This is a genomic window from Pseudomonas sp. X4, from assembly GCF_040784925.1.
GTDB classification, from domain to species: Bacteria; Pseudomonadota; Gammaproteobacteria; order Pseudomonadales; family Pseudomonadaceae; genus Aquipseudomonas; species Aquipseudomonas putida_Z.
Genome location: NZ_CP160798.1, coordinates 1618448 through 1644943 on the forward strand (window position 1 = coordinate 1618448; position 26496 = coordinate 1644943).

Genomic DNA, 26496 nt, shown 5'->3' on the forward strand with positions numbered 1-26496 from the left:
ACAAGTAACCAAGGCTACCACGACATGCACACTAACGGCTTAAAAACACAGGTTCGCGCCTACCATATCGCTCTGAAAATAATCGATCACTTGCTGCTCAACGCAGAGGGATACGGGTTGCTAACCACGGGTTTAGCAGGACTTTCGGCCCAGAACCTGATGGGCATGCTAACGCAATTTGCTCAAAGTAAGTCATCGGCAGAATCTGTTTTCGACTGGCCCGATCGACTTTCATCATTCCTGACAAAGCTGTGTTCAGATACGCCAGAGAGCGCGATCAATCAGACGCTCGCTGCATACCCACACCTGACCGTAGTCACCGAGCAGCAGATTGAGGCGAGCCGCCTTTCCATACCCATTGAAGATATACCAGCCATCCGTGCTAGTTTGGTTATCAACGGATATGCAAAAGACTGGCCCCCCGTGGTTCGGCCCGCACGTATTGACACCCGCAAAATATGTGAGCAAATTTTTAGATCGACAGTTTACGCCAAGAACGTAAAGAAGCCTTACTACCCGGTATTAGATCTCTCTGACTTCGACTCCTATAGAAGAGAATATGACGCAATGCCAGTGTCTACAACCGATGGCGAGAAAATGACGGACAGCATTTTCTCAGCCTATCGTAAGGCCCTGTACTCTATGGGCGCACTTCACAAACTAGGAGTCGACGCGCCACCCACGAGTAGTTTAAAAGCGATCCAAACCTACGCTGTCCATGATAGCAAGGTAGGAGGATCTTTTCGAACGGCACCATCTGGTGTGGTGCTTAGCAGTGTAAAAGATGCTATCGAATTTCACTATCAGTATGGAAAAGATATCGTTTTGCTAATGAACAGGCTGCTTAGAAAATGCCAGGCTGACGGTATCACGCTCAATAGAATTACAGACGAAGAACTTTTGGTCATATGTCCTGCGTCGCTTAAGACGCTAGGGGTTAAAAAGCTGGGGATTTCAGCGGCAAATGCTGGCTCCCCCTTTGGCATGAACCTTACCCAACGGACGGGGGGGCGTGAGAAGCATTACAAAAAGCTTAGAGCCAACGTTGGATTCCTAGAATTATTTGGCGTCTACATGGGGTGCGTACAAGTCGTAGCCGGTACGACGACCGCCCGGCGCATGGGGGAGCTGATTGACCTCCCAGCCCTAGAAAGCTTGGACATCACCCGACAGTGGTTGAGATTTCAGCTACGTAAAAGTAGTCGCGGCATGATGGGCAAGCGTAAAAGCATCATGCGTCCCATCGAGCCGATTGCTGCAGAGATGATCGAGAATCTAGAAGAATATCACCGCACTCTCATCGAGACGGGGTTTGCTGAAGAAGGCCTTACGTTGTTTACCTCCCCAGCATTAACAGCAGGAGGAATGCTGTCCAGTGGACTCAGTGTATATCTGCGAAATCTCGATCTCTTTTGTGACTATTTCGAAACGGAGCTTTGTGACGGCAAGAGATACTACCTGCGACAGCATCAACTTCGTCGCTTCTTTGCAATGCTCTTCTTCCACTGTGCCCAAAGCGGTGACGAATCTACCATCAGATGGATGCTGGGCCACATCGACCTTGAACATCTTTGGCACTACATCAACGAAAACATTGACGGCACGATTCTGGCGGGAGCCAAAGCCTATCACCTTGCGCATCAAATATATACCAAGGGTGAAGAAGGCTTTACTGAGCTCATGGATTTGGTACATGAGACCTACGGCACGTATACCTACGTGAAAGGTGATGCCGCCAAGCTTGAAACGCGAATCGAACAATTGGTCAACAGTGGTTTGGTCGAGGCTGAACCCGAATTCATCCTCCAATCCGGGGGCGTTAAGGTAAACATCATTACTACAGTTCGCAGGAGGCCTCATGAGAAAGCCTGAAAAGCACTCAACTGAGGGACGGGCTGCAGTGACAGCACTGCGAGAGTTTTTACATTACGTCATTGCGCACCCTGAAAAATTTGTCGCCCGTGAAGAAATCATTAAGGCCTTCAGTAGCCAAGGAGCCATGGTATCCCTAAAAGCTCAAATCGACACCAATGAAGGTTCAATAGTACTCATACCAATATCACTTAATACCGCAAAAAAATATGCCTCACTTTTTTTGGCAACAGGCTTCGATGAGTTAGAAAAGCTTAGAGCCCAGGCCAACTCGGCACTAAAAACCACCTCAATTGGCTCCACAGGAAAGATAACCAAAGAAGGCCTAAAGCTTCAAAAGTCAAATCTGGAAGCAGAAATAGAATCACTGATAAATTCAAACTTCAATTTATTGCAGTGCATCTCTATCGCTATGGGTGCGCTTGAAAACGTTCGGCAAGAAAGAGATCCCCAACAAAGAGAAAAAATCATCCGCGACACTGGCGATACAATAAAGGCAGCCTTGGGTATTAACACACCTCCTTTCAATACAACGCCCACTGGCAACAAGGTCACACCCATCGGACAAAGAAGGGCCAAAAATTGAATACGGAGTCGAGAAAGACGCGAAGAATTGTTAAAAAAGTTACGCTGTTCAGCCACTATTCCTTGAAACGCATTACTGTAAAAGAGGCTGACAACATTTCATTTCTCTACTGGCCCAATGGCTCTCCCTGTCACTTGGCCAACCTATACATGATCTCCTTACGTAACAAAGTTAGCATGCAGCGGAAAAATGGCCTGGCCCGCAGAGGTAAAGGCGGCGGCACGATAGGTGCTTATGCCAACAAGGTCAATACACTGCTAAAATTCGCTTACGACTTAAATATCAATCTCACCGACTTAAATGATGGCCTGTTCAGTAACTTTATCGATGGACTGCGCAGTGAAAAACATAAGCTCTATGCTAATCAACTGGCCAGAAATGAAAATACAATTCATGACATAGGCAGCGTCTGCCTAAGCTTTTTAGAGTTCATAGGAGCACTTTTCAACAATGAAAGATTTGTCGCCAAGAATGGAATAATCAAGGCCTACCAAGATAAAGTCAAGAACCCCGCCGGTCATTACAATTATGTCTGGCGGCATCACTCTTTTAGCTCTGGAGAATCGAGAGAGAAGCGAAAACCCATTTCACAACACACTATCAAAGATCTGCGCGAAACTGCAAACAAGCTTCCCACCTCAGATCATATAGCGGCGCGCACACAACTTTTAATATCACTACTGGAAAACATTGGTGGCCGGAGAGGTGAAATCGCGGAACTAACGATTGAAAGTTTCCATCAAGCAATGACTATGAAATATCCGAGCCTGGAGTTCATCACGCTGAAGCGTGGCAGACTCCAGACAAGAAAAGTACCTGTTACTCGCATGCTCTTGAATGAAATACACGACTACATCGAAGTATATCGCGCCGACATCATCGACAAATGTCTTAATGGTAAAGACCATGGCTTTGTACTCGTTGCCGAAACCACCGGCGCGCCCTACAGTCCAGACAGCGTTACGAATGAAATCCGTCAATTAAGGATAAAGTCTGGCATAAGCGAACCGGCTACAGCACACCTTTTCAGGCACGCATTCATAACAAATATGTTCGCACTAATGATCGAGCGACATCGCTTCAAGGATGAGGCGGTCTTCAAAAACCAGCTCATCAGTGACACGTTCTTCAAAAGGGAGATCCTTCAATTAACCGGGCAGAAAACGTTATCTGCCTTAGATACCTATATTGATATAGCGTTTGCCCGAGTCAACAATTACACCGCTTCGGTTTCCGCTGCAGACTTGCTGAGAATACATAGACAGTTCGACGACTACTTTGATCGCCTCCTTTCAGATCTTAATGAGGGCCGAATCTCTAAAGAGGAATTTCATGGCTCACTAGCTAGGCTCAGAGAGGCCCGAGACTCTGATTACAAAGTCGCAGATGAATTAGAGACAAGATTTAGAGACGGTTTTACCGATAGCCTATTTCCGAGATAACTCGATGACGAACCTTCGATCAAGGCGCTCTTACAACGCTGGGCTACGGTTTTGAAATCGGAAGCGAGATGGGTGCAATAACGCCTTGACCAATCGGCGACTTCAACCGGCTGACCAACCAGCAATATTAGGTTGGCCAGGGCGAAGATCCGTGCATCCCCTGGAACGTGGCAGCTCAGTTTGCCTGCTCCCTTCGCACTATTTCAGCGTCGAACGGAGCTTCACTGAGATATGCTTGCTGGATGGCGTAAACTGCCGAACCTTACTGGCCTTCAGCTTACGGGGCACGTTGTCTGTTTCAGAAAAGGCTTCGTACGCTTGCCTGTGCCCGCGATTGAAACCTTTGCGATACCACTGCTTACCGACTTCGTCGAATGCATCGAGAATCCGATCGCGTAGTTTTTTACGCAACGGGCCAGCTTTGTCCAGCTGGGATCCGTCCAGCAGTTTATCGATCTCCTTCAACGTTTTTTGGATGGATTGACTATGTAATTCAACCTGGTCATCTCGAACCACTTTGGCCATTTGCTTATCCTTGATAAAAGTTAACAGAGGCGAAGAAACCAGTGCACGGCAAGCGTTTCATACCACGTCACACTGAGCCCCTCCAGCTCATGCACCGCCTCGCACCGTGAACATCCTGCCACCATCCGCTGATCCTGCCTTCCCTCACCTGTCGAGTAAAGACTTTCTCCGCAGGCGCAATCGGTCAATTCCCTGCAATCTCTAGTGAGGGCCTTTCCCCTCCGATTCACAGGATCTGACCTAATCCATATGCCTATCTCAAAGATGTGCTGATGCAGCTTCCGACACAGCAGGCCAATGAGGTCGGGTAACTGGTGCTGCATCAGTAGGTGTCGGCCCGACTTACGCAGATGAGTTCGCCGGACACTTGCCATCAATGGTTGGTAAAGAATTTCTCAGATCGCTAGAGCGCATGGCAGCTTGCCATCCATGCTGGAGACCACTATCTTGTGGCTATTCGTCTGATTATTACTACATATGGTGTTTAGGCTTAAGCGCATGTCGCTGTGTTGAATTCGCCTATCCCCAGTGTTCGAGCGTGCTCGCCCCTATTCCGCGAGGGGAGAGATAAAAGGGATTTCTATGAGATTGATCAATTTCCACACTGAACATCCCGCAAGCCAGGATGTGTTTCCTGGTGGCAGCCACGACAAGGTGGCAAATGCAATGCATGGTCATCTGGTGAGCGAAAAGCCTTCCAAAGTCGTGGGCCTTGACGGTGAGTTTGGCTCCGGCAAGAGCTCGATCCTGAACATGTTGAAGGGGAAGCTGACGGCTGCCGGTCCCGATTTTCGGGTATGGTTTTTCGATTGCGAGCAAAATTACCAGGGGTCGACGAAGAGCAATTTCATCGAGCTCTTCACCAATGAGGTGCTCCAAGAAGTACCTCATGTCAGCAAAGACGCAGAGGCCCTGAAAGCTTCTCGGGATCGCGCACTGGGACGTTTGTTCGAATACAACAAACGGACGACAAGCCGGGTCAGTGCCTGGGCGTTGGCCCTCGTCGCCAGCCTGTTTTTTGCCGCGACTTCATTTCGAGAGCTTTTCGCGCTTTCGCGTAGTTCTCATGCTGCCATCACTGGCACGTCCCCCGAAGCAGCCGCACTCACCAACACTCTGAGCGCCCCCTTTTGGTGGCTGATTGGTGTGCATCTCATTTCGTTCTTCAGCCCGATTTTGATCCTTGGTCTCGCTAAGTACTGTCACAGGAAGGTGGAAGTCGGTGGCCAGAAGTGGAGCCTTCTGAGCCTCTTTAAAGGCTCAAGCGATGATCATATCGAGGAAAAGATTCAGGTGGGTAAGGAGGTGACGCCTCTGGATCTTAAGCGGACGCTACTTGAGCAGTTGAAGGTGGTCGAAGATAAGCGTTTCGTCATCATCCTGGACAACCTGGATCGCTTACCCAAGGACAGTCTGCGTTCGGTTTGGAGCGACCTGGAGATATTCATCGCAGTAGCTGCAGAGGCCACGAACCTGACCGTCATTGTTCCGTTCTGCTCGACTAAGGTTGCGGAATACCTGAAGGCTGAGGGTGACCGTCGTTACGACAGCAAGGACTTTATCGCGAAGAAATTCCCGGTCGTGTTCCGTTCGCCACCTGTCATCACCTCGGGGTGGAAAGACGGCTTTCGCCAGTTGTGGAACCATACGTTCCCCGATGACGGTGGGAGCATCGTCGAGCAGAGCGCACAGTTGCTACAGCGCCACAGTCCTATGGCAAACAATCTAGTCACGCCACGGCTGCAGAAGAAATTCATTAACGATATCGCCACCACAGCCCTGGTTGTAGGTGAAGAAATCAGCCTTTTGGCCATCGCCGGTCATCTTCTGCTCTGCAAATATGCGGAGTTCTCGTTGGTGGAGATCCTGCGCACCGATGGATTTTCTGCTACCTATGTTGAAGAGATAGAGAAAGCTCAAAAAGCCCAAATCGAACTCGCCAAGGACACCAAAGCCCTGCTGAGCGCCACACTTGGTGACTCCATGGAGACTGGTTGGCAAATCCAGTTTCTGCAGATTCATTACCTGACATCGGGCGACATCGCGATCGCTGAGCTTTTAGACTCACCATTGGCAGAAGCATTCGCGAACAACGATCATGAGGACTTGGCTAGGCTCACTTCGTTGTTCGGCTTCTCTGACGCCATGAAGCGACTCATCGCTAAGCGGCCAGTGTTGGCCTCCCTGCTGCCAACCATTTCCCAAGCGCACCAAGCTGATCAAGGGGAATGGATTGCACCGCTGCTGGATCTGTTCAACACCGCGCAGTTGGAGCTCTTCAGTGAGTCGCACACAGGGTCTGAAGAGTTTTACGAAGCCGTCCGCTATTGCAAAGCCCACGGACTGGCTGGGAGCCTGCTTACAGGGCATGGCGATCGGTTGAAGTCCAATCTGATGAAAATGCTCAACTCCAGCTTTGATCAAGAGCTGCTGGAACCGGCCTGGAATCTCATGAAGGAGTACGACCTCTATCTTCAAGCTCAAGACTTGGAATTCGAGGAGGTCGTTGTAAAACGGGCAGAGCATCTTATGCACTTACTGCCCGATATGGCCCATCTACAAGTGATCAAAGCCCAAGCGTTCAGCTTTGCGAGCTCAGGTCTACCTGAGGCGCACTTACAATTGGTCAGTTGCCCAGACCATCCGCTTGATCGAGTGCCGTTGCCCATCGAAGCGGTTGTCCCAGCCCTCGAATGGCTGTACGCAGATCATAATTTTGGCGGCGGCGTCAGCGGTGGTATTTCTGCTACAGATACAGCAGTGCTTGCAAAATTCGTTGGTGCCGCCGGCGAAGTAGAGAGTGCGGTGGTAGGCCTGGCGTTGGCCACGACCGTTGATCAGGTTATTGCCACCACCATCACCACGTTGCTTGCTAACAACGCAAGCCCCTTGATCAAAGCTGTTGCAGCAATTACCTACATTCGCCAAGCGGATGCGGAAGCCTTGGCTAAGCTGCCGGATCTGGACGGAATCATTGAGTCCTGCGTTTTCCGTGCGCTCGCGAATGCAACGCTAAAAACAGGTGCACTGTTCGAACTGCTGCTCAATGAAGAGGTGAACGATTCGATCAGTTGCTTCTTGGCTCATCTCATTAGAGAACGGCGAATCGGGACGCTAAATCACAGCTGGGTAGTAGCTAACTTCAGCATCCTGACAAAAGCGATAGAGCCTTTTGGGGTGCCTGTGCATGATGTCGCCACCTGGCTGACTCCGTGGGACGAATACGTCAAGAAAAACTGCCAGGACATTCTCAACGTGGACTGTCAGTTGATCAGCGTCATCATGGAGTCGGATGAGACGGTACTGCCGAAAACGCGACAGGGTATCGTCGAGCAGATTACCAGTGCAGAGCGTACGCGTGATGAGTGGGTTCAGATCATCTCTACGGGGGCTAAGCAGCATTTGGTAGTCATTGACGCCATAGTCCAGAAGCACATTTCCATTCCGACGATTGCTGCCGTCATCGATGCCCTGATCAACATATTTAGTTCTCTTGCCAACGGGTCGATGACTTCTCCGTGGGGAGCAAAACAGTACGCTATCGTGGATACGCTGTTGAAGGCCCTAGATACCCAGCAACGGGATGTTGTCGGGATTCGTCTGAGGTCGCTGCTCTTCGCTGAATCTGTAGAGCCTGATGATTTCGTCGCACCACTAGCAAAATATGGCCATCTGATTCCGGATGTCCAGCCATCGAATCCACAAGAGGTGCAGCGAATCGTCCTGTTCTTGGCTTACCTCAGCCGGGATCCTGAGGGGCTTCCAGCTCTGGCCAAATTCTTTGATGCCAAGGCCGAGCAGATCGCTGCATTCAAGTATTCAACTGAACTCCGGAGCACGATGGGGGAGGCAGTGGCGAAGCTATCCACGGTCACCCCGGCCCTGTACAAAAAATTCTCCGAGACCAGAGGTTTCAAGCGCCTGATCCAGTCTCTCAAAAGAGGCGCTCGCGATACTGAGCCCGAGCAGGAAGGGTGATATATGAAGGATGTGCTGACGCGGTGATGAACACGGCCGCGTCAGTGAGAGCCGGCAACTGTGCATCCCTGCGCAATGGGCTGATCCTGTCGCCTGCTCTGAAGCCCCTACCAGTTTCAGATGATCAGACGGTCTCGACTCCCATCATTGGACTCAGCACACCCGGTATACGGATCCTTCCGTCAACTTCTTGATAGTTCTCCAGGATCGCCTTCAGGAGTATGCCGACCGGCATGCCTGAACAACTCACTGTGTGCACCAGCTTTGGCTGGCTGGTTGCCGAGGTACGCCAACAGGCCTGCATCCGTCGAGCCAGGAAGTCACCCGCATTGCTGAAAGATCCGATCGCTCGATATCTGCCCATGCTCGGCATCCATACTTCCAGGTCATAGCTTTTCAAGGCGCTGAAGCCCAGGTCACCCGTGCACACCTCACGAATGCGATAAGGCAATTCGAGGCACTGCAGAACGCGCTCGCCACAGACCACCATCTCCTCCAAGGCCGACATGGATGCCGATGGTTCCACGATATTCACAAGCGCGACCTCGTCGGCTTGATACTCCATTAACGTCACACGCGTATCTCGGCCATACATCCCCGCCTCGTTGCGAAAACACGGGGTGTTGGCAAGCAGCTTCAGCGGCAGCTGATTAGCGTCGAGGAGCTTACCGGCGACGAGGTTCATAAGCGCTACATCACCAGACGGGATGAGGTAACCGCTTGCTGTGCCGTTACCCACTACCCTGAACAGGTCTTCTTCGAGCCTAGGGAGCAGGCCAGTACATTGCAGAGCTGATCCCCGAACGACGTAGGGAACGTAGGTCTCCTCATAGCCGTGCTGGCTGGCATGCATCTCAATCATGAACTGCTCCAGGGCACGGTGCAGACGAGCGATCGGGCCGCGCAACAACGAGAAATGTGCACCTGATAACTTGTAGGCGGCGTCAAGATCTAACCCGCCGCTTAGCGTCCCAAGGAAAACTGAATCTTTGATTTCAAAATCAAGCTGACGAGGCATGCCCCAACGGCGTACCTCAACGTTGTCATCTTGGCCGCGCCCTACGGGCACATCGGGATCCGGTAGGTTGGGGATGGTCAGCAAGAAATCAGTGAGTTCGGTTTGTATGGCATCCAGCTCGGCTTTTCCTGCGGCAAGCTCATCGGTTGCACGCTCGTCGTCCGCCATGAACGATGCAATGTCAGAATTCTTGGCCGTTATCTGGTCGATTGTCTTGGAGCGTACGTTGCGCTCCGCCTGGAGTTTCTGGATACGGATCTGCACCGCTTCGCGGCGCCCTTCCAATGATTCCATGTGCGTGACATCAAGGGTAAAGCCGCGAGTGGTCAGGCGACCCACCACACTGCGTAGTTGATCGCGTAACTGATGAGGGTCGAGCATAGGATGACCTTATGGCTGCGCATACCTGGTCAAAAGCCACGGTGCCGTGAAATTGCTAAAGGCCGACTTCTTGGGCGAGGTATGCCTCCAACAACGGCTCTGTCGCCATTGAGTGTTGAATCAGGTGGGTGTGTAAGCGGTGGCATACTCTGCCCACTTGCAAGGGGGTCGCTGCCACCGACAATTTTCAGCTCAATCTGTCCAATGCCAACAGTGCTGGCACGCTCGCATGCTTACGCTGACCTGGGCCAGCCAATAGATAAATCACGTCCGGCGTTTCGAATGCCGCTGAATCATGGGAACGCTGGAACCCAGATCTAAGTGCACCCATTCGTGCTCCAAGGCAGCGACTGTCGAACAGAATTTCGCGAGCGAACAACACCGTTGGCTGAAGCCCTTGGCCTCGCAGCGAATCCTCATCTTGGTCTGAAACCATGACATCAAGCAGCAGCCAATCCTTCACCACGCAGACTGCTTTTCCTGTTGAACGTGACATAGCCAATTCAATCAACGTTGCATCTGGCCCACTGTCTCCATGTATCCGTTCACCTGTCTGAAGCAACAGGTTTCTCACCAATACTGCATCTACCATTTCAACTTCCCAACACCCCTTGCGCTCACCTTGTGGTGTCCTCACCTATCGCCACATCCACCCGGCTATCTGACATATCAGTGCACCTCAATAAATGGCCGCAGGGCACCGTTCTGGTAGTACCAATGGGCAATCACATACTGAGCTCCACCCTGAGTCATCACGACCTGATAGCCCTCCCTGTAAAACCTCTCCACCACAGGCGGTGTACATACAGGCAACCCTTCAGGAAACTCCTGCCGACGGTCGCAAAACATCAATCCCGTCATCAGTGGTGGCTTCTCTAATGCGCACATCAGAAACCCGTCGATATCAGCGCCGGAGATGGCTGCCTTTGCCTGCTGGATTACAGTGGGAAGACGGTTGAACCGCACATCCGCCGAGGTCGCACCAAAAGTCCTGATCCAGTAGGTGGGGTGAATTCGAACAGGCATGTCTCGGCTCATCACAGTTCGATCTCCAGGCTGGCATTGAATCCTGTTTGCTCACCGGGATAGCCTCTGGGATTGGACACGATGCGGCAGCGACCGAACCTCATGTCTACCGCACGATGCGTATGGCCGAATACCCACAGATCGGCCTTGTCAACCAGCTCGGGCCAATGGTTCGTATAAGCTGCCGTCAGGTGATCGCGAGGCCCGTCTATGACGCTCATCACAGGTGCATGGTGCGTAATGACGACAGTTCGCCCATCGAAAGGCTTATCAAGCTCCCGAGCAAGCCAGGCACGAGAGGTTGCATTACGGGACATCAGATCTATCGGGCGCAGCCGGCGATAGCAACGATCCGCGCGGATCATCTGGAAGTCGTTCATGCGAGCCGCTGCTACGCGCATACCCACAGCGGGAGAGCCCGTGGATGAAAAGTCTGTCCAGGTGGTGGCCCCCAGAAATCGGGTGCCGTTCCAAACCCATGTCTCATTTTCTAACAGGCGGACACGCGGCCCTGCAGCTCCTCTCATTTTCTGAAGCGTTCGATCGATATGGCCACCGTAAAATTCGTGGTTACCGCAGACGTAAACGACCTGACCATCAAACGTCTCATTTGCCCACTGAATGCCACGCGCTTTTGTATGGATGTCCCCGGCAAGCACGACCACATCAGCATCAACTTTGGGAGGGATGAATGGAGCGAATTCCTGATGCAAATCCGAATAGACCAACAATTTCATGACGCTCCCTCCAGAGCGAGCTAGCAGCCCCGGCCGACGAATAATCGATATATTGATAAGACCTGGCTCCAGCGGCACAACTCCCACACGAGCGAAGACCGGCAGCCAGTTCCGCATTTGACTATACGACATTGAGCGGAACTCGGCAAACGGGGCATACAGTCGTATTTTAGAGAATGGCCCCTAATGCTCAGGCATTCCCTCGCCGCTGCGTTGAGACATGTGCGCCGGCAACAGCAGGTGCTGCTGACCGATTTAGAAGATGGCGTGACTGCCTCACATCTCAGCAGAGTGGAGCGCGCTGAACGTGGCGTCACGATTGAAAAGCTCGATGAGATTGCTCGACAGCTAGGCGTCCATCCCCTCTCTCTGCTAGCTCTGGCTTACAGCGCCGAAGAGGCAACGCGTCCCAGCGATCTCTTGAAGCAGGTTTCGAAAGAGGTAACCGCCTTAGCCGGCGGGTCTGAGCCGCTGATCGTCGATCAAGAAGAGGGCCACTCCCGAGTGGCGGCGGCGGCTAAACGCCGAGAGGATGTGCAACGCCTGAAGGATGAGGGGCTAACGAAGGCCGAGGTCGCCAGAGCCCTGGCCGTCTCCAAGCAGACAGTAGCCAGGCACTGGTAAACCGCTCCGAAAAGCGAGCGGGAAAAAGCACCTAAAAACCCATCCAAAATCAAGCCATTCGCGGCGCTTCGCGTAGCGCTGCGCTTCGATTTCACTTTCGGTGGCGAACCTGGGGTTGTACTTTCTCATCATCAGCATGAGTCGCTCCTCTTATACCGTCTGACGTGCTGACTGGTAAGGACGCTTAATCCATGACGAGCTGGACGGCTTTCTATGAACACATGGACAAACGTGCCTCCTCAGCTCTCTTGTGTTGCGTGATTGATCACGTCAAAGATGAACTGCCCCGCCGTGCAGTAGACCTTGGGTGCGCTCGACGCAAAAGTGGCGGACTTTGAGTATTTGGCCGAGCAGCCCCCTTCCAAGCTGATTCATGCAGGGCTTGCCGTACCATTCTGCCGTCCATACCGATTCGACGCTCTCGACACAGGTGCGCGAAACTCAGCTGCCTGAAGGCGTCTTCGTAGGTCATTTCTTTGGATTGAGGCATGGCTGGGCAAGCCATGAGCGAATGTCATTTCACACTGTTGACGCCATTAAAAGGCTCAGCGCAGGGTTGGAAATTCTCATGTTGCTTGAAGTCAAATCGCCGATGGTCATTGATTCCGAGCCAGTGAATTGGCATCGAATTGATGTAATCATGCGAAAGATTCACCTGTCAAAGACCCCTCCACTTCTGTGGAGTCGAATCAGAACCATTGTTGTTCTCCTTGCTCTAAGCCCCTGAAAGACAAGAAATATCAGCCGTGCGGAATAAAAAATGCCCACAAACAAAGTGGGCACCATTGGGCAATTGAAATTCGACTGTATTCTCGATGTATGAATACCGTCAACCACCCCCACAGATAAGTGACTTCCGCACACTCAACAAATATTAATATGCTTTACCACGAGCAGATACTGGCCAGAGCGACTCAACTTTTCCGTTCCGCACACCTACATACCAGTCGTGGACGTTGCATGTTGGGTCACAGTGACCGCTAACCAGCTTCAGCTTTTCATTCACCTTCAGGACACACTTGGGATCCTCAACGACTCCGTGCTCATCACTACACTTAACGTACTTGACATCATCACGACCGTGAACGAAGGGAAGTCCACTGTCAACCGACTGGGCTTTAAGCCCAGCATCAACTACCGCCAAATGTGGTTTGGCGTGAGACATGACGCTAGTCAAGATGAACAACGCATTCTCCCATTCGCCTTGGTCAATACGTTTGCCGTCGACGTCTAGGATGCGCCCATAATCCGCGTCCATGAAAGCGTAACTACCACACTGAAGTTCATTATAAACACCAGAGTTACTTTCAAAGTAGTAGGAGCCAGTGCCCCCACCAGAAACCAATTCCGGAGCCAAGCCTTCGGTTTTCAACGCTTCGACTGCTTCCGTTACCTGAGCGATTGCACTTTCGAGTTTCGCCTTACGATCCTCGTAATTGTCCATATGCTGCATCGCACCCTGGTAAGCTTGAATGCCTTTGAATGCCAGATTTTCAGAGACAGCAGCAGCCTTTGCAATCTCAACTACTGCATTGGTAGTTGTTACCCCGCACCGGCCTGCCCCACAGTCGATCTCTACCAAGATCCCCAGTTGTGTCCCATATTTCTTCGCAGCAGCAGACAGGTCAGCGATATTGTCGATATCGTCGACGCATACAGTTACGGTAGAACCGAATTTTGGCAACCGGGCCAATCGATCAATTTTTAGCGGATCACGCACCTCATTGGTTACCAAAATATCGGTAATACCACCGCGGGCAAAAACCTCTGCTTCAGAAACCTTTTGACAGCAGACGCCAACAGCGCCGCCGAGCTCAATCTGCAAGCGAAGCACATCAACGGACTTGTGCATTTTGCCATGAGCCCGGTGACGCATTCCGTGAGCCTTAGCATAGTCGCCCATCTTTTTGATGTTGCGCTCCAGCGCATCCAAATCCAAGATCAGGCATGGCGTCTGAATTTCACTTTCATCCATTCCTGGCAAAGCGGGAACATCGTAACCAACTTGCAATTCATTCATATTTGCAGGGGCGTTCATTAAATTTCTCCTCAACTCCAGGGAAGTTTATCAAGATCGACATTACCGCCGGTGATAATGATACCGACGCGTTGACCAGCAAATAACTCTTTGTTTTTCAAAATCGCGGCAAGCGGCACAGCACTGCTAGGCTCAACTACGATTTTCATTCGCTTCCAAATCAGTTTCATTGCATCAATGATTTCTTCTTCGGTAGCGGTGAGAATGTCGGTTACATGATTGCGGACGAAGTACCATGTCAAATCTTTCAGCGGAACCTTTAGACCATCAGCAACAGTCACAGGTGCATCGTCAGCAATGATTTCCCCAGCTCTAAAGCTACGAGCCGCATCGTCAGCGTTCAGCGGTTCAGCCGCGTATATCTTGATCTGTGGCGCGAGATGAGAAAGAGTAAGACACGTACCGGAGACCATGCCACCGCCACCGATTGGTGCGATGACCGAGTCCAATCCTTCCACCTGCTCAATCAGCTCCGCCGAACAGGTTGCCTGGCCAGCGATCACCCGCCAGTCGTTATACGGATGCACAAACTCTGCCCCGCTTTCAGAGACGACTTGGGCGAAGACCGATTCGCGTGATGACGTTGAGGGTTCACACTCAACTACAACGCCACCATACCCTTTTACTGCGTCCTTTTTCGCCTGGGGCGCAGTACGGGGCATAACCACGGTACAGGGAATGCCGCGTCGGCCTGCTGCATAAGAGAGGCAGGTGCCGTGATTGCCGCTGGAGTGAGTAGCCACGCCTTTAGAAGCTTGCTCATCGGAAAGGCCAAATACAGCATTAGAGGCCCCCCGAGCTTTAAAGGCTCCCGCCTTCTGCAGGTTCTCGCACTTGAAAAAAAGCTCAGCACCCACCACTCCATTGATGAAGCTCGACGTAAGAACTGGAGTTTTGTGGATATATGGGGCGATCCTTTCCCGTGCTTCAACCATGTCTTGAATTGTTGGAATGATCATTTACACCACCGCCAGTAGGACTATTTTTGGTTGGATGGATCAACAGCAACGGCGTCCAATTCGATGAGGAAGCCGTTGTGTAGCTCTGGAACTGGAACCACTGAGCGAGCTGGCCGAGTATCCCCGAAGGCCTTAGCAAACGCAGCGTTGAAGACTCCCCACTGGTCAACGCCAACTATGTAAGCCGTGACTTTCAGCACATCAGACGGACTAGCGCCGGCTGCGCTGAGAATTGCCAGAATATTCTGCAAAACCTGGTCGACCTGCTCTGCGAAGGGCGCGACCTCATTGACGGCTTGTGTTCCAATTTTTATTGGAAGCTGACCGGAGATATGAATCAAACCACCGCCTTTCACCGCCTGACTGTAATGCCCCAATGGTTGAGGTGCATTATTGGTAGAAACAATTTCGATATCGCTCATTAGAAGTCTCTAATCTTTCAAATCAGCTCAAAAAATTAAAAGAGTGCGAATGGCTGTCTCTTCAATACATCTGATGGGACTGTATTCCACCGAACAATGCGAAGCGGGCTGGAGAAAATGGAGCAATATCAATCGTTGGCTTCTCGCCTGAAACAAGATCAGAGACCAACATTGCTGTCATCGGAGCCCCCGTCATGCCCAAATGGCCGTGGCCAAACGCATAGATCACATGCTGGCAACGCCGAGAACGCCCTATCACTGGTAACGAGTCGGGGATGCTAGGGCGGAACCCCATCCACTTCGTAATATTTTTCTCTGGCCTCGTCGAGGAAAGGCCGGGGAAAAGATTTCGCGCATGTGTATACAGCACGTCTGCTCGCTTCCAGTTTGGAGGAGCTTGAAGACCTGCAAATTCAACAGTTCCGCCGATTCGGAGACCCGTATCCATCGGCGTAGCGATGAATTTACCCTCAGCATCCGTAGTCGGAATTCGAGGTACTACGTGGGGATCACGAATCAGAATGTGATATCCACGCTCGGTATCAAGGGGGATGTTGTCTCCCAAGGCCTCAGCGAGCGGCTTCGAATAGGCGCCGGCTGCCACAACTGCAGCGTCAACGGATACAGTACCTGAGGTAGTTTCGACGCCACTCAACGTAGCGTCATTAACGATGAAGCCTGTTGCCCGCGCGGACACGAACCTCCCACCATTTTCCAGTACCTTTCGGAAAATCGCGTTCACCAGTTCGTAAGGATTGGTCGTATGCGAGTTTTCAGCGATCAACAGCCCTTTGGTGTAGGCGCGAGAGATATTGGGATCGAACTCATACAGTTCGTCAGCATTCAGCAACTGGGTGGAGACTCCATTGGCATTCCGGAGCTCCCACCCACCGCGATCTTTGGCAAGCGCTGAATCCGAACGATACACATACAGGTGCCCCTCATGTCGCAAGAGGTGCTCAGCACCGGCCTCCTCCGCCAATGACTTGATCAGAGGCACAGTCGAGCCAATGAGGCTTCGGAGTGCTTGTGCCTGCTCCCAAACCTTGGCACGTTTTCCTGCTAGCAGAAATCGGACTAGCCAAGGCGTTATGTTAGGCAGGTAATTAAACCGAACGGCAAGCGGCCCCATTGGATCCAGCAACCAGCTTGGGACGTTTTTGATCATCCCAGGCATAGACATTGGTACAACGGATGATCCGTTGAAACACCCTGCGTTGCCAAACGATGCTCCTTCGCCAGGAGGGTTAGGATCTATGATCGTAACTTTGAATCCACGACGCTGAAGCATCAACGCTGTACATACGCCAACGACTCCCGCGCCTATGACTCCAACATGTTTATCGCTCGAACTCATAATTCGCTCTCACGACGGCAGTGCGAAACCATGCCGCTAGAAATTAATAAAAATCCTTATTAGTACTTGGCTGCAGTTACTACCACTTCAACGAGAACATTGGAGCCCAAATCCGACACACCGATAGTAGCCCGTGCCGGCAAGCAATCAGAACTCAGCCAAGACGTCCACACCTCGTTCATTTCAGCTTTATTATTCATATCAGTAATGAACAGATTCGCCGACAACAGTCGGGTTTTGTCGCTGCCTGCAACTGACAGCAATTTATCCAGCTTGCTACACACCTGCAGCATTTGCTCTCGCATGTCGAGACCATCTGTGGCATCCGCAATCACCCCGCCCAGGTAAACAACACCATTGAACTCAACTGAGCGATGCATAATCGGTGCTTTATCACGACGCGTAATCATAATCACTAATCCAACTTTTATTGAGAGCATCTGCTGATGTAATAGTTTTCACACGCAGGTGCCGAATTTACAATTCAAACTGACCCCGTACCGCTACAGCGTTCAGTGCATGGACATAATATTTGGACATCTTAGCGCCGCAGTCAAATGCCAATAAGCAGCCGTGCGATTACAAAATGTTATGCCCGGTAGAAAATTGAAGACATAAACCTGTGTACTAGGGCTTGCCTAGACGGCTATAGAACAGCTCTCCCCTGACAGCCTTACATTTAAGGTCATTTTTCTATAAGAAAATTGAGCGAAGTGGATCCGCCTTCTATAGAAGGCGGCCCTGAAACTCAGGCTTAGCCAACTTGGATTAGTGCGACAGAATCTTCGACAAGAAGAGTTGCGCACGCTCGCTCCGAGGTGTACCGAAAAATTCGTCCTTTTTCGCATCTTCCACAATTTGGCCTTTATCCATGAATATAACTCGATCAGCGACTTTCCGAGCGAACCCCATTTCATGGGTAACAACCAACATCGTCATGCCCTCTTGGGCGAGTTCGACCATTACATCTAACACTTCGTTGATCATCTCTGGATCAAGAGCGGACGTAGGCTCGTCAAACAACATACATATCGGATCCATGACCAACGCCCGGGCGATCGCCACTCGCTGCTGCTGTCCACCCGATAGCTGACCAGGGAACTTATTCGCATGGTCTTTTAATCCCACGCGTTCAAGAAGCTTCAAAGCTTTATCCATCGCCTCATCACGGGATCTACCGAGCACTTTCACTTGCCCCAAGCAGAGGTTCTCTGAAATACGAAGATGCGGAAAAAGTTCAAAGTGTTGGAAGACCATTCCCACCCGCGAACGCAGCTTTGCCAGGTTAGTTTTTTTATCAGTAACCTGTATCCCATCCAGGATTATAGACCCTGCTTGTACTGGCTCTAACGCATTAACACATTTGATAAGCGTCGACTTGCCAGATCCGGATGGCCCACAAACGACCACGACTTCTCCCTTACGGACGCTGGTTGTACAGTCGGTTAGCACTTTGAAGCTCGGGCCGTACCATTTACTGACCCCATTAATTTGAATCATGGCCGGGCCAACTGACTGCTGCGACACTTCGTTTACAACTTGGAGTTTAGAGGTAGCTGGCATTTTTATCACCGTATAATCGCTGTGCGAGCTTCCAGACGCTTGACCAAGCGTGAGGCCACGTAAGAGATGAGGAAATATACAACTGCAGCGAAGACATACATCTCCACCAAGCGAACGTCGCGCTGCGCAACCTTAGATGCCGCGCCGAGAAAATCGGTTAAAGAGATCACGTACACAAGCGATGTGTCCTGAAAAAGAACAATCGTCTGAGTTAGGATCAATGGAACCATATTCCTAAGCGCCTGAGGCAGTACAACATTTGTCATTACTTGCGTGTAACTCAGCCCTACTGCATAGCCAGCTGCTGTCTGCCCATGTGATACAGACTGTATGCCCGCCCTCATGATTTCCGAGAAATAGGCAGCCTCAAATAGCGTGAACGTAATTAAAGCAGATGCAAACGCACCGACTGCAATTGGTTGCGATGATCCTATCAACCATGCGCCTAGATATGGGACAAGAAAGTAGAACCAGAAAATGACCAATATCAGCGGAAGTGAGCGCATCAGGTTAACGTACGCTCCAGCGGCGGCCGACAAAGTGCTGTGGGAGCTCAAGCGCATTAGCGCAAGCAGCGTACCCAGAGCCAAGCCACCAACGGTCGCCAGCACGGTCAGCAACAACGTGAATTGCATGCCCTCCAAGAACAGGTACGACAGAGAGCGAGCGATGACATCGAAATCAAAGTTGTGAAACATGATCATCTCCCCGCTCTAAAACCTGGTATGGCCAACTTTCTTTCAATCGCGCGCATCCCAAATGCAACCAGGATGTTTGTGATTAAGTACAAAACAGTAGCCAATGTGAAAGCTTCGAATACCTGGAAAGTGAATTCCTGCATCGCGCGGGTTCTTGCGGTGAGCTCCAACAACCCAATCGTCAGGGCAACGGAAGTATTTTTAACGGTATTCAAAAATTCAGAGGTTAGCGGCGGCAATATGATTCGAAATGCCATCGGTAACAAGACATACCGATAGACCTGTGCGGTTGTTAGCCCTATCGCAGTACCTGCAAACTTCTGACCTCGTGGCAGAGACCCTAAGCCCGCGCGCAGCTGCTCAGCTACACGAGCTGACATATAGAAGCCTAGAGCAAACACGGTCGTCCAGAATGGAGCATCAGGAAGGCTTTTCAACCAGAGCCCCATCTCTTGTGGCACTAGCTCTGGAAGGACAAAATACCAGAGGAATATTTGCACCAAGAAAGGGATATTTCGGAACAGTTCCACATAGCCACTTGCGAAGGTTTGCCCTACTTTAGATGGCAATGTCCTTAGAACTCCGACCACCAAGCCTAACACAAGCGCGAGGAACCAGGCGGAGAGAGCCGTAGTAATCGTAACCCGAAGCCCCATCAGAAGCAGATTGAGATACGTCCCCGACCCATCTAGCGACTCTTGAAGAAATACAGACCAATTCCACATGTAGTTCATAAACTAATCCTCCTTTAAGGACAGTTTTAATGACTATTCAGTCATGACCAATCAGTGTTATGGCAGGTAGGATGCCGTATCGGCAGAATCGGAAGGTGTCTTGAACGCTTTTGCAAGTGCCGGGCTAAGCTGTACGCCCAAATTCAATCCACGCGGGGGTATAGGTTGGTTAAACCATTTATTATAAATTTCTTGCATCTGTGTGCTTTGGTAAAGCTTTGCTGTGGCTTCGTTCACAAAGCCCTTAAACTGCTGATCACCTCGACGAATCATGATTGCGTAAGGTTGAGGAGCTGAAAATGCTTCAGAAGAAATGGAGTAGTCCGATGGATTTCGTGAACCCGCCACGAGCGATGCCAACAGGATATCATCCATTACAAACGCTGAAGCACGGCCAGTATCGAGCATCAAAAAGGCTTCAGCATGATCATTCGCGGCAACAATTTTGATACCGAGCTTTCGTGCGACGTTCGTCATACTCAGCTCTTGAATATTTGCAGTCCCCGATGTAGATACGACGGTTTGACCAGCCAGATCCGCAATTGTATTTAGATTGCTAGATTTTTTTGATACAAACCTATTTGCAGTTAAGAAATACGTATTTGCAAACGCGACCTGATTTTGGCGCTCGACCGTATTGAAGGTTGACCCGCATTCCATATCAACAGTGCCATTTGCGATCAAAGGAATTCGAGATGCTGAAGTAACAGGATTGAATTTCGTCTGCAGGCTTGGAACCTGCAGCTTTTCCTTCAGTTCGTCAACGACCTTGAGGCAAATGTCGACTGCATATCCAACCGGTTTTTGGTTCTCATCAAGATACGAAAACGGCAACGATGAATCACGGAACCCAATCGTAACCACACCAGTATCTTTAATTTTCTTCAGGGTACCAGTCAGTTCTTCAGCGGAAACTGCTGTTGAAGCAACTGCAAGGAGCAAGGCGAGGTTGACCGCTTTCTTTAGCATTATAGGTTTCCTCAATATTCCGATATTGGAATTGTTTTAGTTTTTCGTATTTACCACGTTCCTAAATCTTCCGTAAAACCGCCTGGCCTGCTAGCAGACCTCTCCATGACACGTCTCTGTCGTCCTTGCCCTATAATAAATGCGGTGCGATGATGCCCGTCAAATGCATTATCGCGCCTACTCTATAACGAAATGTTATGGCCTTTACGGAGAGATTCATGCTCAAGCATCGACAAATTGAGGCGTTCCGGGCAATCATCATTGGAGGATCCATGTCCACGGCGGCAGGGATTATGGGGATCACCCAGCCTGCTATCAGCCGACTTATTAGGGATCTTGAGCATGAGACCCGACTAAACCTATTCGAGCGTACTGGTGGGCGCCTCATTGCCACAGGCGATGCCATGGCCCTCTACCGTGAGGTCGACAGATCCTTCCAAGGCCTTGAACGCATACTCGACCTTGCACGTGATTTACGTGAAAGGCGTGGAGGTTCGTTACGTGTAGCCGCATTGCCAGGGTTGGCAAATGGCTTCTTACCTTCCTTCGCTGCACGTTTTCTGGGTTCGCGCCCAAACCTCAACATGTCTCTACATGGAATGAACTCACACTTTGTACTTGATTGGGTCAATAGCGGCCAGTGCGACCTTGGCATTGTAGAGAACACCCAAATGCCTGGTGTGAAAGTGGAGGACTTACCTCCATGCGAAATGGTTGCTGTTTTACCAGTAAACCATAGATTGGCCGAACGGGATTACCTAACTCCAGAAGACTTCGACTCTGAGGATTTCATTTCACTCATCAAGCCATCAGTTATGCATGTGATGGTGGATAGTATAATGAGAGATCGTGGCATCATCCGACGTATAAAGGCAGAAACGCCTTTATCGATGATAGCTTGCGGCATGGTCTCAGCTGGCTTTGGAATTTCGATTGTCGATCCATTCACGGCCGACAGATATTCCTCATCGCTTGTAATCAGACCTCTACAGCCCGCAATTTCTATCAACTGGAGTATTATCCTCCCCACTCACATAAAGGCTTCCACTATCACTAACGAATTCGTGACTGAATTCAAAGCTGCGTTCGGTGAGTTCCTAAACGATTTCAAGCCTTCGAAGCCCGGCAGTTAGAGCTCCATGACTGGCCTTTAAACGGGAGACTCACCTTGCGCTGAAGAGGCATCGATGCAGGCTAGCAAAAAGGGTGCTGAGCAGCTCCAGGAAGCTCCGACCTCGTGGGAAACTACAGGTACCTCACTATGAGGTGCTATTCCCTATACCGGAGCGCCTCACCTTCGCACCTGCATGAAGGCCGTACTCTCGCTGCACGACCGCTAGACGAGAGCCTCGGCAAGCACTCAAAGACTGACCGATCGGTCAAAGGTTAGCTTTCTTGTACCTTAAGGACAGTAGATCGTGATTTATTGCACCATTGATTTGGGCACAAGCTACACCCCGCATTGCACACAATACCCGCCATCCATGGGTCGAGAAGTTGATTAGATAATCAAGTTCTTCATTGATTATTGCCAAGAATCCGCCCAGCTAGGGCTTGAACGCCCCCCCGTATTGAATATATTACGGAGTCATCCCACGCGTTTAAGAAGCATACCTTTATACAAAAATAAGAGGATGTTTTGATGTCCAAGGTTATTCTCGCTTCACAACTGTCCAAAAACCAGCAAGCGTCACTTGCGCCTGGCTTGAAACAACGCCATGTAACTATGCTTTCAATTGCAGGTGTGATTGGTGCTGGTTTGTTCGTAGGTTCCGGCCATGCAATAGCAGCCGCTGGGCCAGCCGCCATCATTGCCTATTTCCTGGCCGGTAGCCTTGTCGTGCTAGTCATGCGCATGCTTGGCGAAATGGCTGTTGCCTCACCTGATACAGGTTCCTTTTCTACATACGCCGACCGAGCAATCGGGCGCTGGGCCGGGTTCACTATCGGTTGGCTGTATTGGTGGTTCTGGGTGCTAGTCATTCCGCTAGAGGCCATTGCTGCTGCGGCAATCCTGAATGCCTGGTTCCCCACCATCGATACCTGGGTGTTCGCACTAGCGGTAACCTTCCTCCTGACCGTTACGAATCTGTTCAGCGTTGCCCGTTACGGCGAGTTTGAATTCTGGTTCTCACTGCTAAAAGTCATAGCAATCATCGCTTTCATCGCCTTGGGCGCAGTCGCGCTTGTAGGAGGCTTGCCGGATCGGGACGTCAGTGGATTGGCTTCTTTGATGGAGAGTCATAGCGGATTCATGCCGAATGGGTATGCCACGGTGATTGGCGCTCTCCTGACAACGATGTTCAGCTTCATGGGTACAGAGATTGTCACCATCGCTGCTGCTGAATCCAAGGATCCCGCTAAGCAGATCACCCGCGCAACGAACTCTGTGATCTGGCGAATTGCTCTGTTCTACCTCGTTTCCATCTTCATCGTGATCTCCATCGTTCCATGGAACGACCCACAGCTGGTGCAGGTTGGCTCGTATCAACGAGCGCTCGAACTGCTCAATATCCCGCACGCAAAACTCATCGTGGATATCGTGGTTCTGGTAGCCGTTGCCAGCTGCCTGAACTCAGCGATTTACACGTCGTCACGTATGATTTTCTCCCTCGCCAAGCGCGGTGATGCCCCAGCTCGACTCAAGCGCACAAACGAAAGCCATGTTCCTAGGGCAGCAGTTCTGGCGAGTACGGCTGTAGGCTTTCTCACCACTATCGCGAACTACTTTGCCCCGGCCCACGTTTTCGCATTCCTACTGGCGAGCTCGGGTGCAGTTGCGCTGCTGGTTTACCTGGTGATTGCGGTTGCCCAGCTACGGATGCGGAAGATTTTGCAAGCGAGTGGCGCACCAATTGAGTTTCGGATGTGGCTGTACCCGTGGCTCACCTGGGCAGTGATCGTGTTCATCATTGCGGCCCTTGCCGTAATGTTGATGATGCCCCAGCACCGCTATGAAGTACTGTCTACCGCCCTTCTAGCGATCTTTACCGTATGCGTTGGCTTATTGAATGGCCGCAAACGGAAAGGTGATCAGGCTGCAGCGGATGCCCCAGCAGGTGCCTGATTTACTCAATGGAAAAATATGGTCGGCCCGCCGGCCATTTTTGTCTGCTAGTAGCTATAGCGAAAAACCGTCGCAGCACACCTTCGGGCAACACCACCCCCATCTAGATCCGTCCCTCATACGATCCGAAGCCGGTTATCGATCCAGGGCGTCGCCGCTTTCTTCAGGGCCAGGCACGCTACTTCGCGGGTACCGGCCTCACCAAAATACTGTGTGATCACAACATCCACATAACAAGGAGGAGCCATGGCTCAGCTGACGACTTCAGAAAAACGAACAGCATTCCACGAGCTGCACAAAGCCGGGTGCTTCTTGCTACCCAATCCGTGGGATGCAGGTAGTACGCGCATCTTAGAGAGCCTCGGTTACAAAGCCCTGGCGACGACCAGCTCAGGTTATGCATGGTCGCAGGCACAAGCAGATGGCCAACTGTCTCGACTCGATACTTTGGCCCATATGCGCCATCTGGCTGCAGTGAGCGACCTCCCGATCAATGCCGATTTCGAGAGTGGTTTTGCCGCTACTCCAGAGGGTGTTTTCGAGAGCGTCGGCCTAGCGATCGATACTGGGATAGCGGGCTTATCCATCGAAGATTCGACAGGCGACCCAAGCAATCCCCTTCGAGAGAAATCGGAGGCTATAGAGCGCTTACACGCTGCCCGCGCGGCCATTGATGCCAATGGAGGTGACACGCTCCTTGTAGGGCGAGCCGAAAATTACTTCGTAGGTCGCCCAGGCTTAGACGATGTGATTGAGCGCCTTGTGGCCTATTCCGAAGCCGGCGCGGATTGCTTGTACGCACCGGGCATCAAAACTCGTGAAGAGATTCGAGCAGTCGTGCAGGCGGTTGCGCCCAAACCCGTGAACGTCTTGATCGGATGGGCCACTGATTTGACGGTTGAAGAGCTCTCAGAGATGGGCGTCAGAAGAATCAGCGTGGGAGGCGCATTGGCTAGAGCTGCGTGGGGAAGGTTCATCTCTGCAGCTCGAATCATGACTGAAGAGGGTCGATTTGATGGATTCCTCGATGCTCCGACCGGAGCCGATCTCAACAAATTTTTCAGCTCCGTAACCTCTCGCTGAGCGGTTCCTTCGAGAAGATTGGACTCACCAAAAAGCACGGAAATGGATCTTCAACAGAACCATTGTCTAGGTAAAGTACTGTTAAACCACGGAGAGCAGGCGATTATGGCAAGACAAAACGAGTATGGTCAAAACATCGGTTTTCCCGTTGAAAATTGGACGCCCAGGCCTCAACCAACATCGGTGACTCTGACCGGTCGCCACTGCCGATTGGAGCCGCTGAACGCCGAAGCTCACGCTGCTGATCTGTTTGAGGCCTACAACACTGCACCGGATGCCAGTGACTGGACTTACCTCTTTGTTGGCCCCTTCCAAAGCGCTGAGCAATACCGCGATTACGCTGAGGTCGCAGCGAAAAGCACTGACCCTCGCCACTTCACCGTGATCGACTTGGCTACCGGTAAGCCAGTTGGAACCCTTGCCCTGATGCGTATTGACCCAGCACAGGGCGTGATCGAGGTTGGGAGCGTTACCTTCTCGCCGCTGCTCAAACAATCAGCGCTTTCGACCGAAGCACAATACCTGCTCATGGCCTATGCCTTTGATGAGCTCGGCTACCGCCGTTACGAGTGGAAGTGCGATGACCTCAACGAGCCGTCCCGAAAGGCAGCTGTCCGTCTCGGCTTTAAGTACGAAGGCACCTTCCGTAGAGCGGTGGTGTACAAAAGCCGAAACCGCGACACGGCGTGGTATTCAATCATCCAGGAAGAGTGGCCCGGCATCAAAGAGGCGTTCAATGCCTGGCTGAGCCCAAAGAACTTCGACGAAGAAGGAAAGCAACGTCATTCGTTGACGTCATTCAGACAGGCCGTCTGATAATCAACATCTCCGTAGCCGGTTGAAGGCAGCAACTCTGTTGATTTTGCGGCCCCCAAAGGGCCGCCTTGCCTGAGCTGATGGCAGCATACGGTCATCGGCCATTTCCCGCAGCGAGCTACCAGCAATATACTCGCAGCCTCCCTCATGAAAATCTCAAGTGTCTTCGACCCAACGCCTTCGAAACGCGGTAGCCAACGTTCAATCTCTTCAAACCGAAACTTATCTACAGCCACAGCTGATGTACGTCCAACACTAGGAGCCGGCATATGCCGGCGACCAGATTCTGGGGACGATGCGGTGGTAGGGCAAGGGCCTGGCTACGTCGTCGCTAGCACCTTGTCTGGAGCGACTTTGGAGCCAACGAAAACTCGCGACTGCCACGAAGGAAGTATTTGTTTCGATTCCTTCTGGTCAAACAATTCGTTGGACAGTTCAGTACTGTGTACGACCCAACGTGCCAGCCCTGTGCAACTGGTAGTCGATGACGGTTTGGTAATTCACGCGCTCCGCGCCCCAACGTAGTGCCTGACCAGTTTGCACCGGCCAGATGGTTATTCGCTGCGCTGCGTGAAAAATGGGACATATGACCTGCCTAACC

23 protein-coding genes are annotated in these 26496 nt (G+C 51.3%); 9 read left to right on the forward strand and 14 right to left on the reverse strand.

Annotated features, from left to right (window positions below):
* The first annotated feature begins 24 nt into the window (after positions 1-24).
* The 3 genes from ABX298_RS07095 (at position 25) to ABX298_RS07105 (ending at position 3900) form a co-directional block, all read left to right on the forward strand.
* Positions 25-1872, forward strand: a complete 1848-nt coding sequence (locus ABX298_RS07095; protein ID WP_367394218.1) for a site-specific recombinase — start codon at positions 25-27, stop codon at positions 1870-1872.
* Positions 1859-2458: a hypothetical protein gene (locus ABX298_RS07100; RefSeq protein ID WP_367394219.1), complete on the forward strand. Its 600-nt coding sequence runs from the start codon at positions 1859-1861 to the stop codon at positions 2456-2458. The genes ABX298_RS07095 and ABX298_RS07100 overlap by 14 nt, the downstream gene beginning before the upstream one ends.
* Before the next feature lie 62 nt (positions 2459-2520).
* Positions 2521-3900 (forward strand): tyrosine-type recombinase/integrase, encoded by a 1380-nt coding sequence (locus ABX298_RS07105; RefSeq protein WP_367394220.1) that lies wholly within the window; start codon positions 2521-2523, stop codon positions 3898-3900.
* A 198-nt stretch (positions 3901-4098) separates the two neighbouring features.
* Here ABX298_RS07105 and ABX298_RS07110 read toward each other — a convergent pair whose 3' ends face one another.
* Positions 4099-4425: a hypothetical protein gene (locus tag ABX298_RS07110; protein ID WP_367394221.1), complete on the reverse strand. Its 327-nt coding sequence runs from the start codon at positions 4423-4425 to the stop codon at positions 4099-4101.
* Between the two features lie 582 nt (positions 4426-5007).
* On the opposite strand from ABX298_RS07110, the gene ABX298_RS07115 reads away from it, so the two are divergent.
* A complete protein-coding gene (locus ABX298_RS07115) occupies positions 5008-8403 on the forward strand; it encodes a P-loop NTPase fold protein (RefSeq protein ID WP_367394222.1) in 3396 nt (1131 codons plus the stop codon).
* 124 nt (positions 8404-8527) lie between these two features.
* Here ABX298_RS07115 and serS read toward each other — a convergent pair whose 3' ends face one another.
* The 4 genes from serS to ABX298_RS07135 all read right to left on the reverse strand — a co-directional run bounded on the left by serS (position 8528) and on the right by ABX298_RS07135 (position 11565).
* Entirely contained in the window at positions 8528-9802 is a 1275-nt protein-coding gene (serS, locus tag ABX298_RS07120; RefSeq protein WP_367394223.1) for a serine--tRNA ligase, read from the reverse strand.
* A gap of 187 nt (positions 9803-9989) precedes the next feature.
* Positions 9990-10394: a hypothetical protein gene (locus ABX298_RS07125; RefSeq protein WP_132844263.1), complete on the reverse strand. Its 405-nt coding sequence runs from the start codon at positions 10392-10394 to the stop codon at positions 9990-9992.
* 77 nt (positions 10395-10471) lie between these two features.
* Positions 10472-10828: a hypothetical protein gene (locus ABX298_RS07130; protein ID WP_367394224.1), complete on the reverse strand. Its 357-nt coding sequence runs from the start codon at positions 10826-10828 to the stop codon at positions 10472-10474.
* 11 nt (positions 10829-10839) lie between these two features.
* Positions 10840-11565, reverse strand: coding sequence for a metallophosphoesterase (locus ABX298_RS07135; RefSeq protein ID WP_367394225.1), 726 nt, complete (start codon positions 11563-11565; stop codon positions 10840-10842).
* Positions 11566-11751: 186 nt separating this feature from the next.
* Between ABX298_RS07135 and ABX298_RS07140 the strand changes: the two genes are divergently transcribed.
* A complete protein-coding gene (locus ABX298_RS07140; protein ID WP_367394226.1) occupies positions 11752-12189 on the forward strand; it encodes a helix-turn-helix domain-containing protein in 438 nt (145 codons plus the stop codon).
* Positions 12190-13063: 874 nt separating this feature from the next.
* Here the strand turns inward: ABX298_RS07140 and bhcC are convergent.
* From bhcC to ABX298_RS07185, 9 genes are all read right to left on the reverse strand, one after another.
* Positions 13064-14227, reverse strand: coding sequence for a 3-hydroxy-D-aspartate aldolase BhcC (gene bhcC / locus ABX298_RS07145; protein ID WP_367394227.1), 1164 nt, complete (start codon positions 14225-14227; stop codon positions 13064-13066).
* A gap of 11 nt (positions 14228-14238) precedes the next feature.
* Entirely contained in the window at positions 14239-15186 is a 948-nt protein-coding gene (gene bhcB / locus ABX298_RS07150) for a beta-hydroxyaspartate dehydratase BhcB (RefSeq protein WP_367394228.1), read from the reverse strand.
* Between the two features lie 20 nt (positions 15187-15206).
* Positions 15207-15608, reverse strand: a complete 402-nt coding sequence (locus ABX298_RS07155; protein ID WP_367394229.1) for a RidA family protein — start codon at positions 15606-15608, stop codon at positions 15207-15209.
* A 61-nt stretch (positions 15609-15669) separates the two neighbouring features.
* Entirely contained in the window at positions 15670-16965 is a 1296-nt protein-coding gene (locus ABX298_RS07160) for an NAD(P)/FAD-dependent oxidoreductase (protein WP_367394230.1), read from the reverse strand.
* 59 nt (positions 16966-17024) lie between these two features.
* The gene (locus ABX298_RS07165) at positions 17025-17375 is read right to left on the reverse strand and encodes a RidA family protein (RefSeq protein WP_153434573.1); all 351 of its coding nucleotides are present in this window, start codon (positions 17373-17375) and stop codon (positions 17025-17027) included.
* A gap of 358 nt (positions 17376-17733) precedes the next feature.
* Positions 17734-18465: an amino acid ABC transporter ATP-binding protein gene (locus tag ABX298_RS07170; RefSeq protein ID WP_367394472.1), complete on the reverse strand. Its 732-nt coding sequence runs from the start codon at positions 18463-18465 to the stop codon at positions 17734-17736.
* Between the two features lie 68 nt (positions 18466-18533).
* On the reverse strand, positions 18534-19226 hold the full coding sequence (locus ABX298_RS07175) for an amino acid ABC transporter permease (RefSeq protein ID WP_367394231.1): 693 nt from the start codon (positions 19224-19226) through the stop codon (positions 18534-18536).
* A gap of 2 nt (positions 19227-19228) precedes the next feature.
* Complete coding sequence (locus ABX298_RS07180) at positions 19229-19960, reverse strand: amino acid ABC transporter permease (RefSeq protein ID WP_367394232.1); 732 nt, start codon at positions 19958-19960, stop codon at positions 19229-19231.
* Positions 19961-20017: 57 nt separating this feature from the next.
* Positions 20018-20929: an amino acid ABC transporter substrate-binding protein gene (locus tag ABX298_RS07185; protein ID WP_367394233.1), complete on the reverse strand. Its 912-nt coding sequence runs from the start codon at positions 20927-20929 to the stop codon at positions 20018-20020.
* Positions 20930-21147: 218 nt separating this feature from the next.
* Between ABX298_RS07185 and ABX298_RS07190 the strand changes: the two genes are divergently transcribed.
* From ABX298_RS07190 to ABX298_RS07205, 4 genes are all read left to right on the forward strand, one after another.
* Positions 21148-22062, forward strand: a complete 915-nt coding sequence (locus ABX298_RS07190) for a LysR substrate-binding domain-containing protein (protein ID WP_367394234.1) — start codon at positions 21148-21150, stop codon at positions 22060-22062.
* A 509-nt stretch (positions 22063-22571) separates the two neighbouring features.
* Positions 22572-23996, forward strand: a complete 1425-nt coding sequence (gabP, locus tag ABX298_RS07195; protein ID WP_367394235.1) for a GABA permease — start codon at positions 22572-22574, stop codon at positions 23994-23996.
* 246 nt (positions 23997-24242) lie between these two features.
* On the forward strand, positions 24243-25079 hold the full coding sequence (locus ABX298_RS07200) for an oxaloacetate decarboxylase (protein WP_367394236.1): 837 nt from the start codon (positions 24243-24245) through the stop codon (positions 25077-25079).
* A 42-nt stretch (positions 25080-25121) separates the two neighbouring features.
* A complete protein-coding gene (locus tag ABX298_RS07205; RefSeq protein WP_367394237.1) occupies positions 25122-25895 on the forward strand; it encodes a GNAT family N-acetyltransferase in 774 nt (257 codons plus the stop codon).
* Positions 25896-26496: the final 601 nt, after the last annotated feature.

Coding starts and splice junctions, on each gene's coding strand:
- ABX298_RS07140 (WP_367394226.1), top strand. CDS start 11,752: ATGCTCAGGCATTCCCTCGCCGCTGCGTTGAGACATGTGCGCCGGCAA.
- gabP (WP_367394235.1), top strand. CDS start 22,572: ATGTCCAAGGTTATTCTCGCTTCACAACTGTCCAAAAACCAGCAAGCG.
- bhcB (WP_367394228.1), bottom strand. CDS start 15,186: ATGATCATTCCAACAATTCAAGACATGGTTGAAGCACGGGAAAGGATC.
- ABX298_RS07110 (WP_367394221.1), bottom strand. CDS start 4,425: ATGGCCAAAGTGGTTCGAGATGACCAGGTTGAATTACATAGTCAATCC.
- ABX298_RS07185 (WP_367394233.1), bottom strand. CDS start 20,929: ATGCTAAAGAAAGCGGTCAACCTCGCCTTGCTCCTTGCAGTTGCTTCA.
- ABX298_RS07160 (WP_367394230.1), bottom strand. CDS start 16,965: ATGAGTTCGAGCGATAAACATGTTGGAGTCATAGGCGCGGGAGTCGTT.
- ABX298_RS07200 (WP_367394236.1), top strand. CDS start 24,243: ATGGCTCAGCTGACGACTTCAGAAAAACGAACAGCATTCCACGAGCTG.
- ABX298_RS07175 (WP_367394231.1), bottom strand. CDS start 19,226: ATGTTTCACAACTTTGATTTCGATGTCATCGCTCGCTCTCTGTCGTAC.
- ABX298_RS07170 (WP_367394472.1), bottom strand. CDS start 18,465: ATGATTCAAATTAATGGGGTCAGTAAATGGTACGGCCCGAGCTTCAAA.
- ABX298_RS07115 (WP_367394222.1), top strand. CDS start 5,008: ATGAGATTGATCAATTTCCACACTGAACATCCCGCAAGCCAGGATGTG.
- ABX298_RS07155 (WP_367394229.1), bottom strand. CDS start 15,608: ATGAGCGATATCGAAATTGTTTCTACCAATAATGCACCTCAACCATTG.
- ABX298_RS07190 (WP_367394234.1), top strand. CDS start 21,148: ATGCTCAAGCATCGACAAATTGAGGCGTTCCGGGCAATCATCATTGGA.
- ABX298_RS07095 (WP_367394218.1), top strand. CDS start 25: ATGCACACTAACGGCTTAAAAACACAGGTTCGCGCCTACCATATCGCT.
- bhcC (WP_367394227.1), bottom strand. CDS start 14,227: ATGAACGCCCCTGCAAATATGAATGAATTGCAAGTTGGTTACGATGTT.
- ABX298_RS07125 (WP_132844263.1), bottom strand. CDS start 10,394: ATGGTAGATGCAGTATTGGTGAGAAACCTGTTGCTTCAGACAGGTGAA.
- ABX298_RS07180 (WP_367394232.1), bottom strand. CDS start 19,960: ATGAACTACATGTGGAATTGGTCTGTATTTCTTCAAGAGTCGCTAGAT.
- ABX298_RS07205 (WP_367394237.1), top strand. CDS start 25,122: ATGGATCTTCAACAGAACCATTGTCTAGGTAAAGTACTGTTAAACCAC.
- serS (WP_367394223.1), bottom strand. CDS start 9,802: ATGCTCGACCCTCATCAGTTACGCGATCAACTACGCAGTGTGGTGGGT.
- ABX298_RS07135 (WP_367394225.1), bottom strand. CDS start 11,565: ATGAAATTGTTGGTCTATTCGGATTTGCATCAGGAATTCGCTCCATTC.
- ABX298_RS07165 (WP_153434573.1), bottom strand. CDS start 17,375: ATGATTACGCGTCGTGATAAAGCACCGATTATGCATCGCTCAGTTGAG.
- ABX298_RS07130 (WP_367394224.1), bottom strand. CDS start 10,828: ATGCCTGTTCGAATTCACCCCACCTACTGGATCAGGACTTTTGGTGCG.
- ABX298_RS07100 (WP_367394219.1), top strand. CDS start 1,859: ATGAGAAAGCCTGAAAAGCACTCAACTGAGGGACGGGCTGCAGTGACA.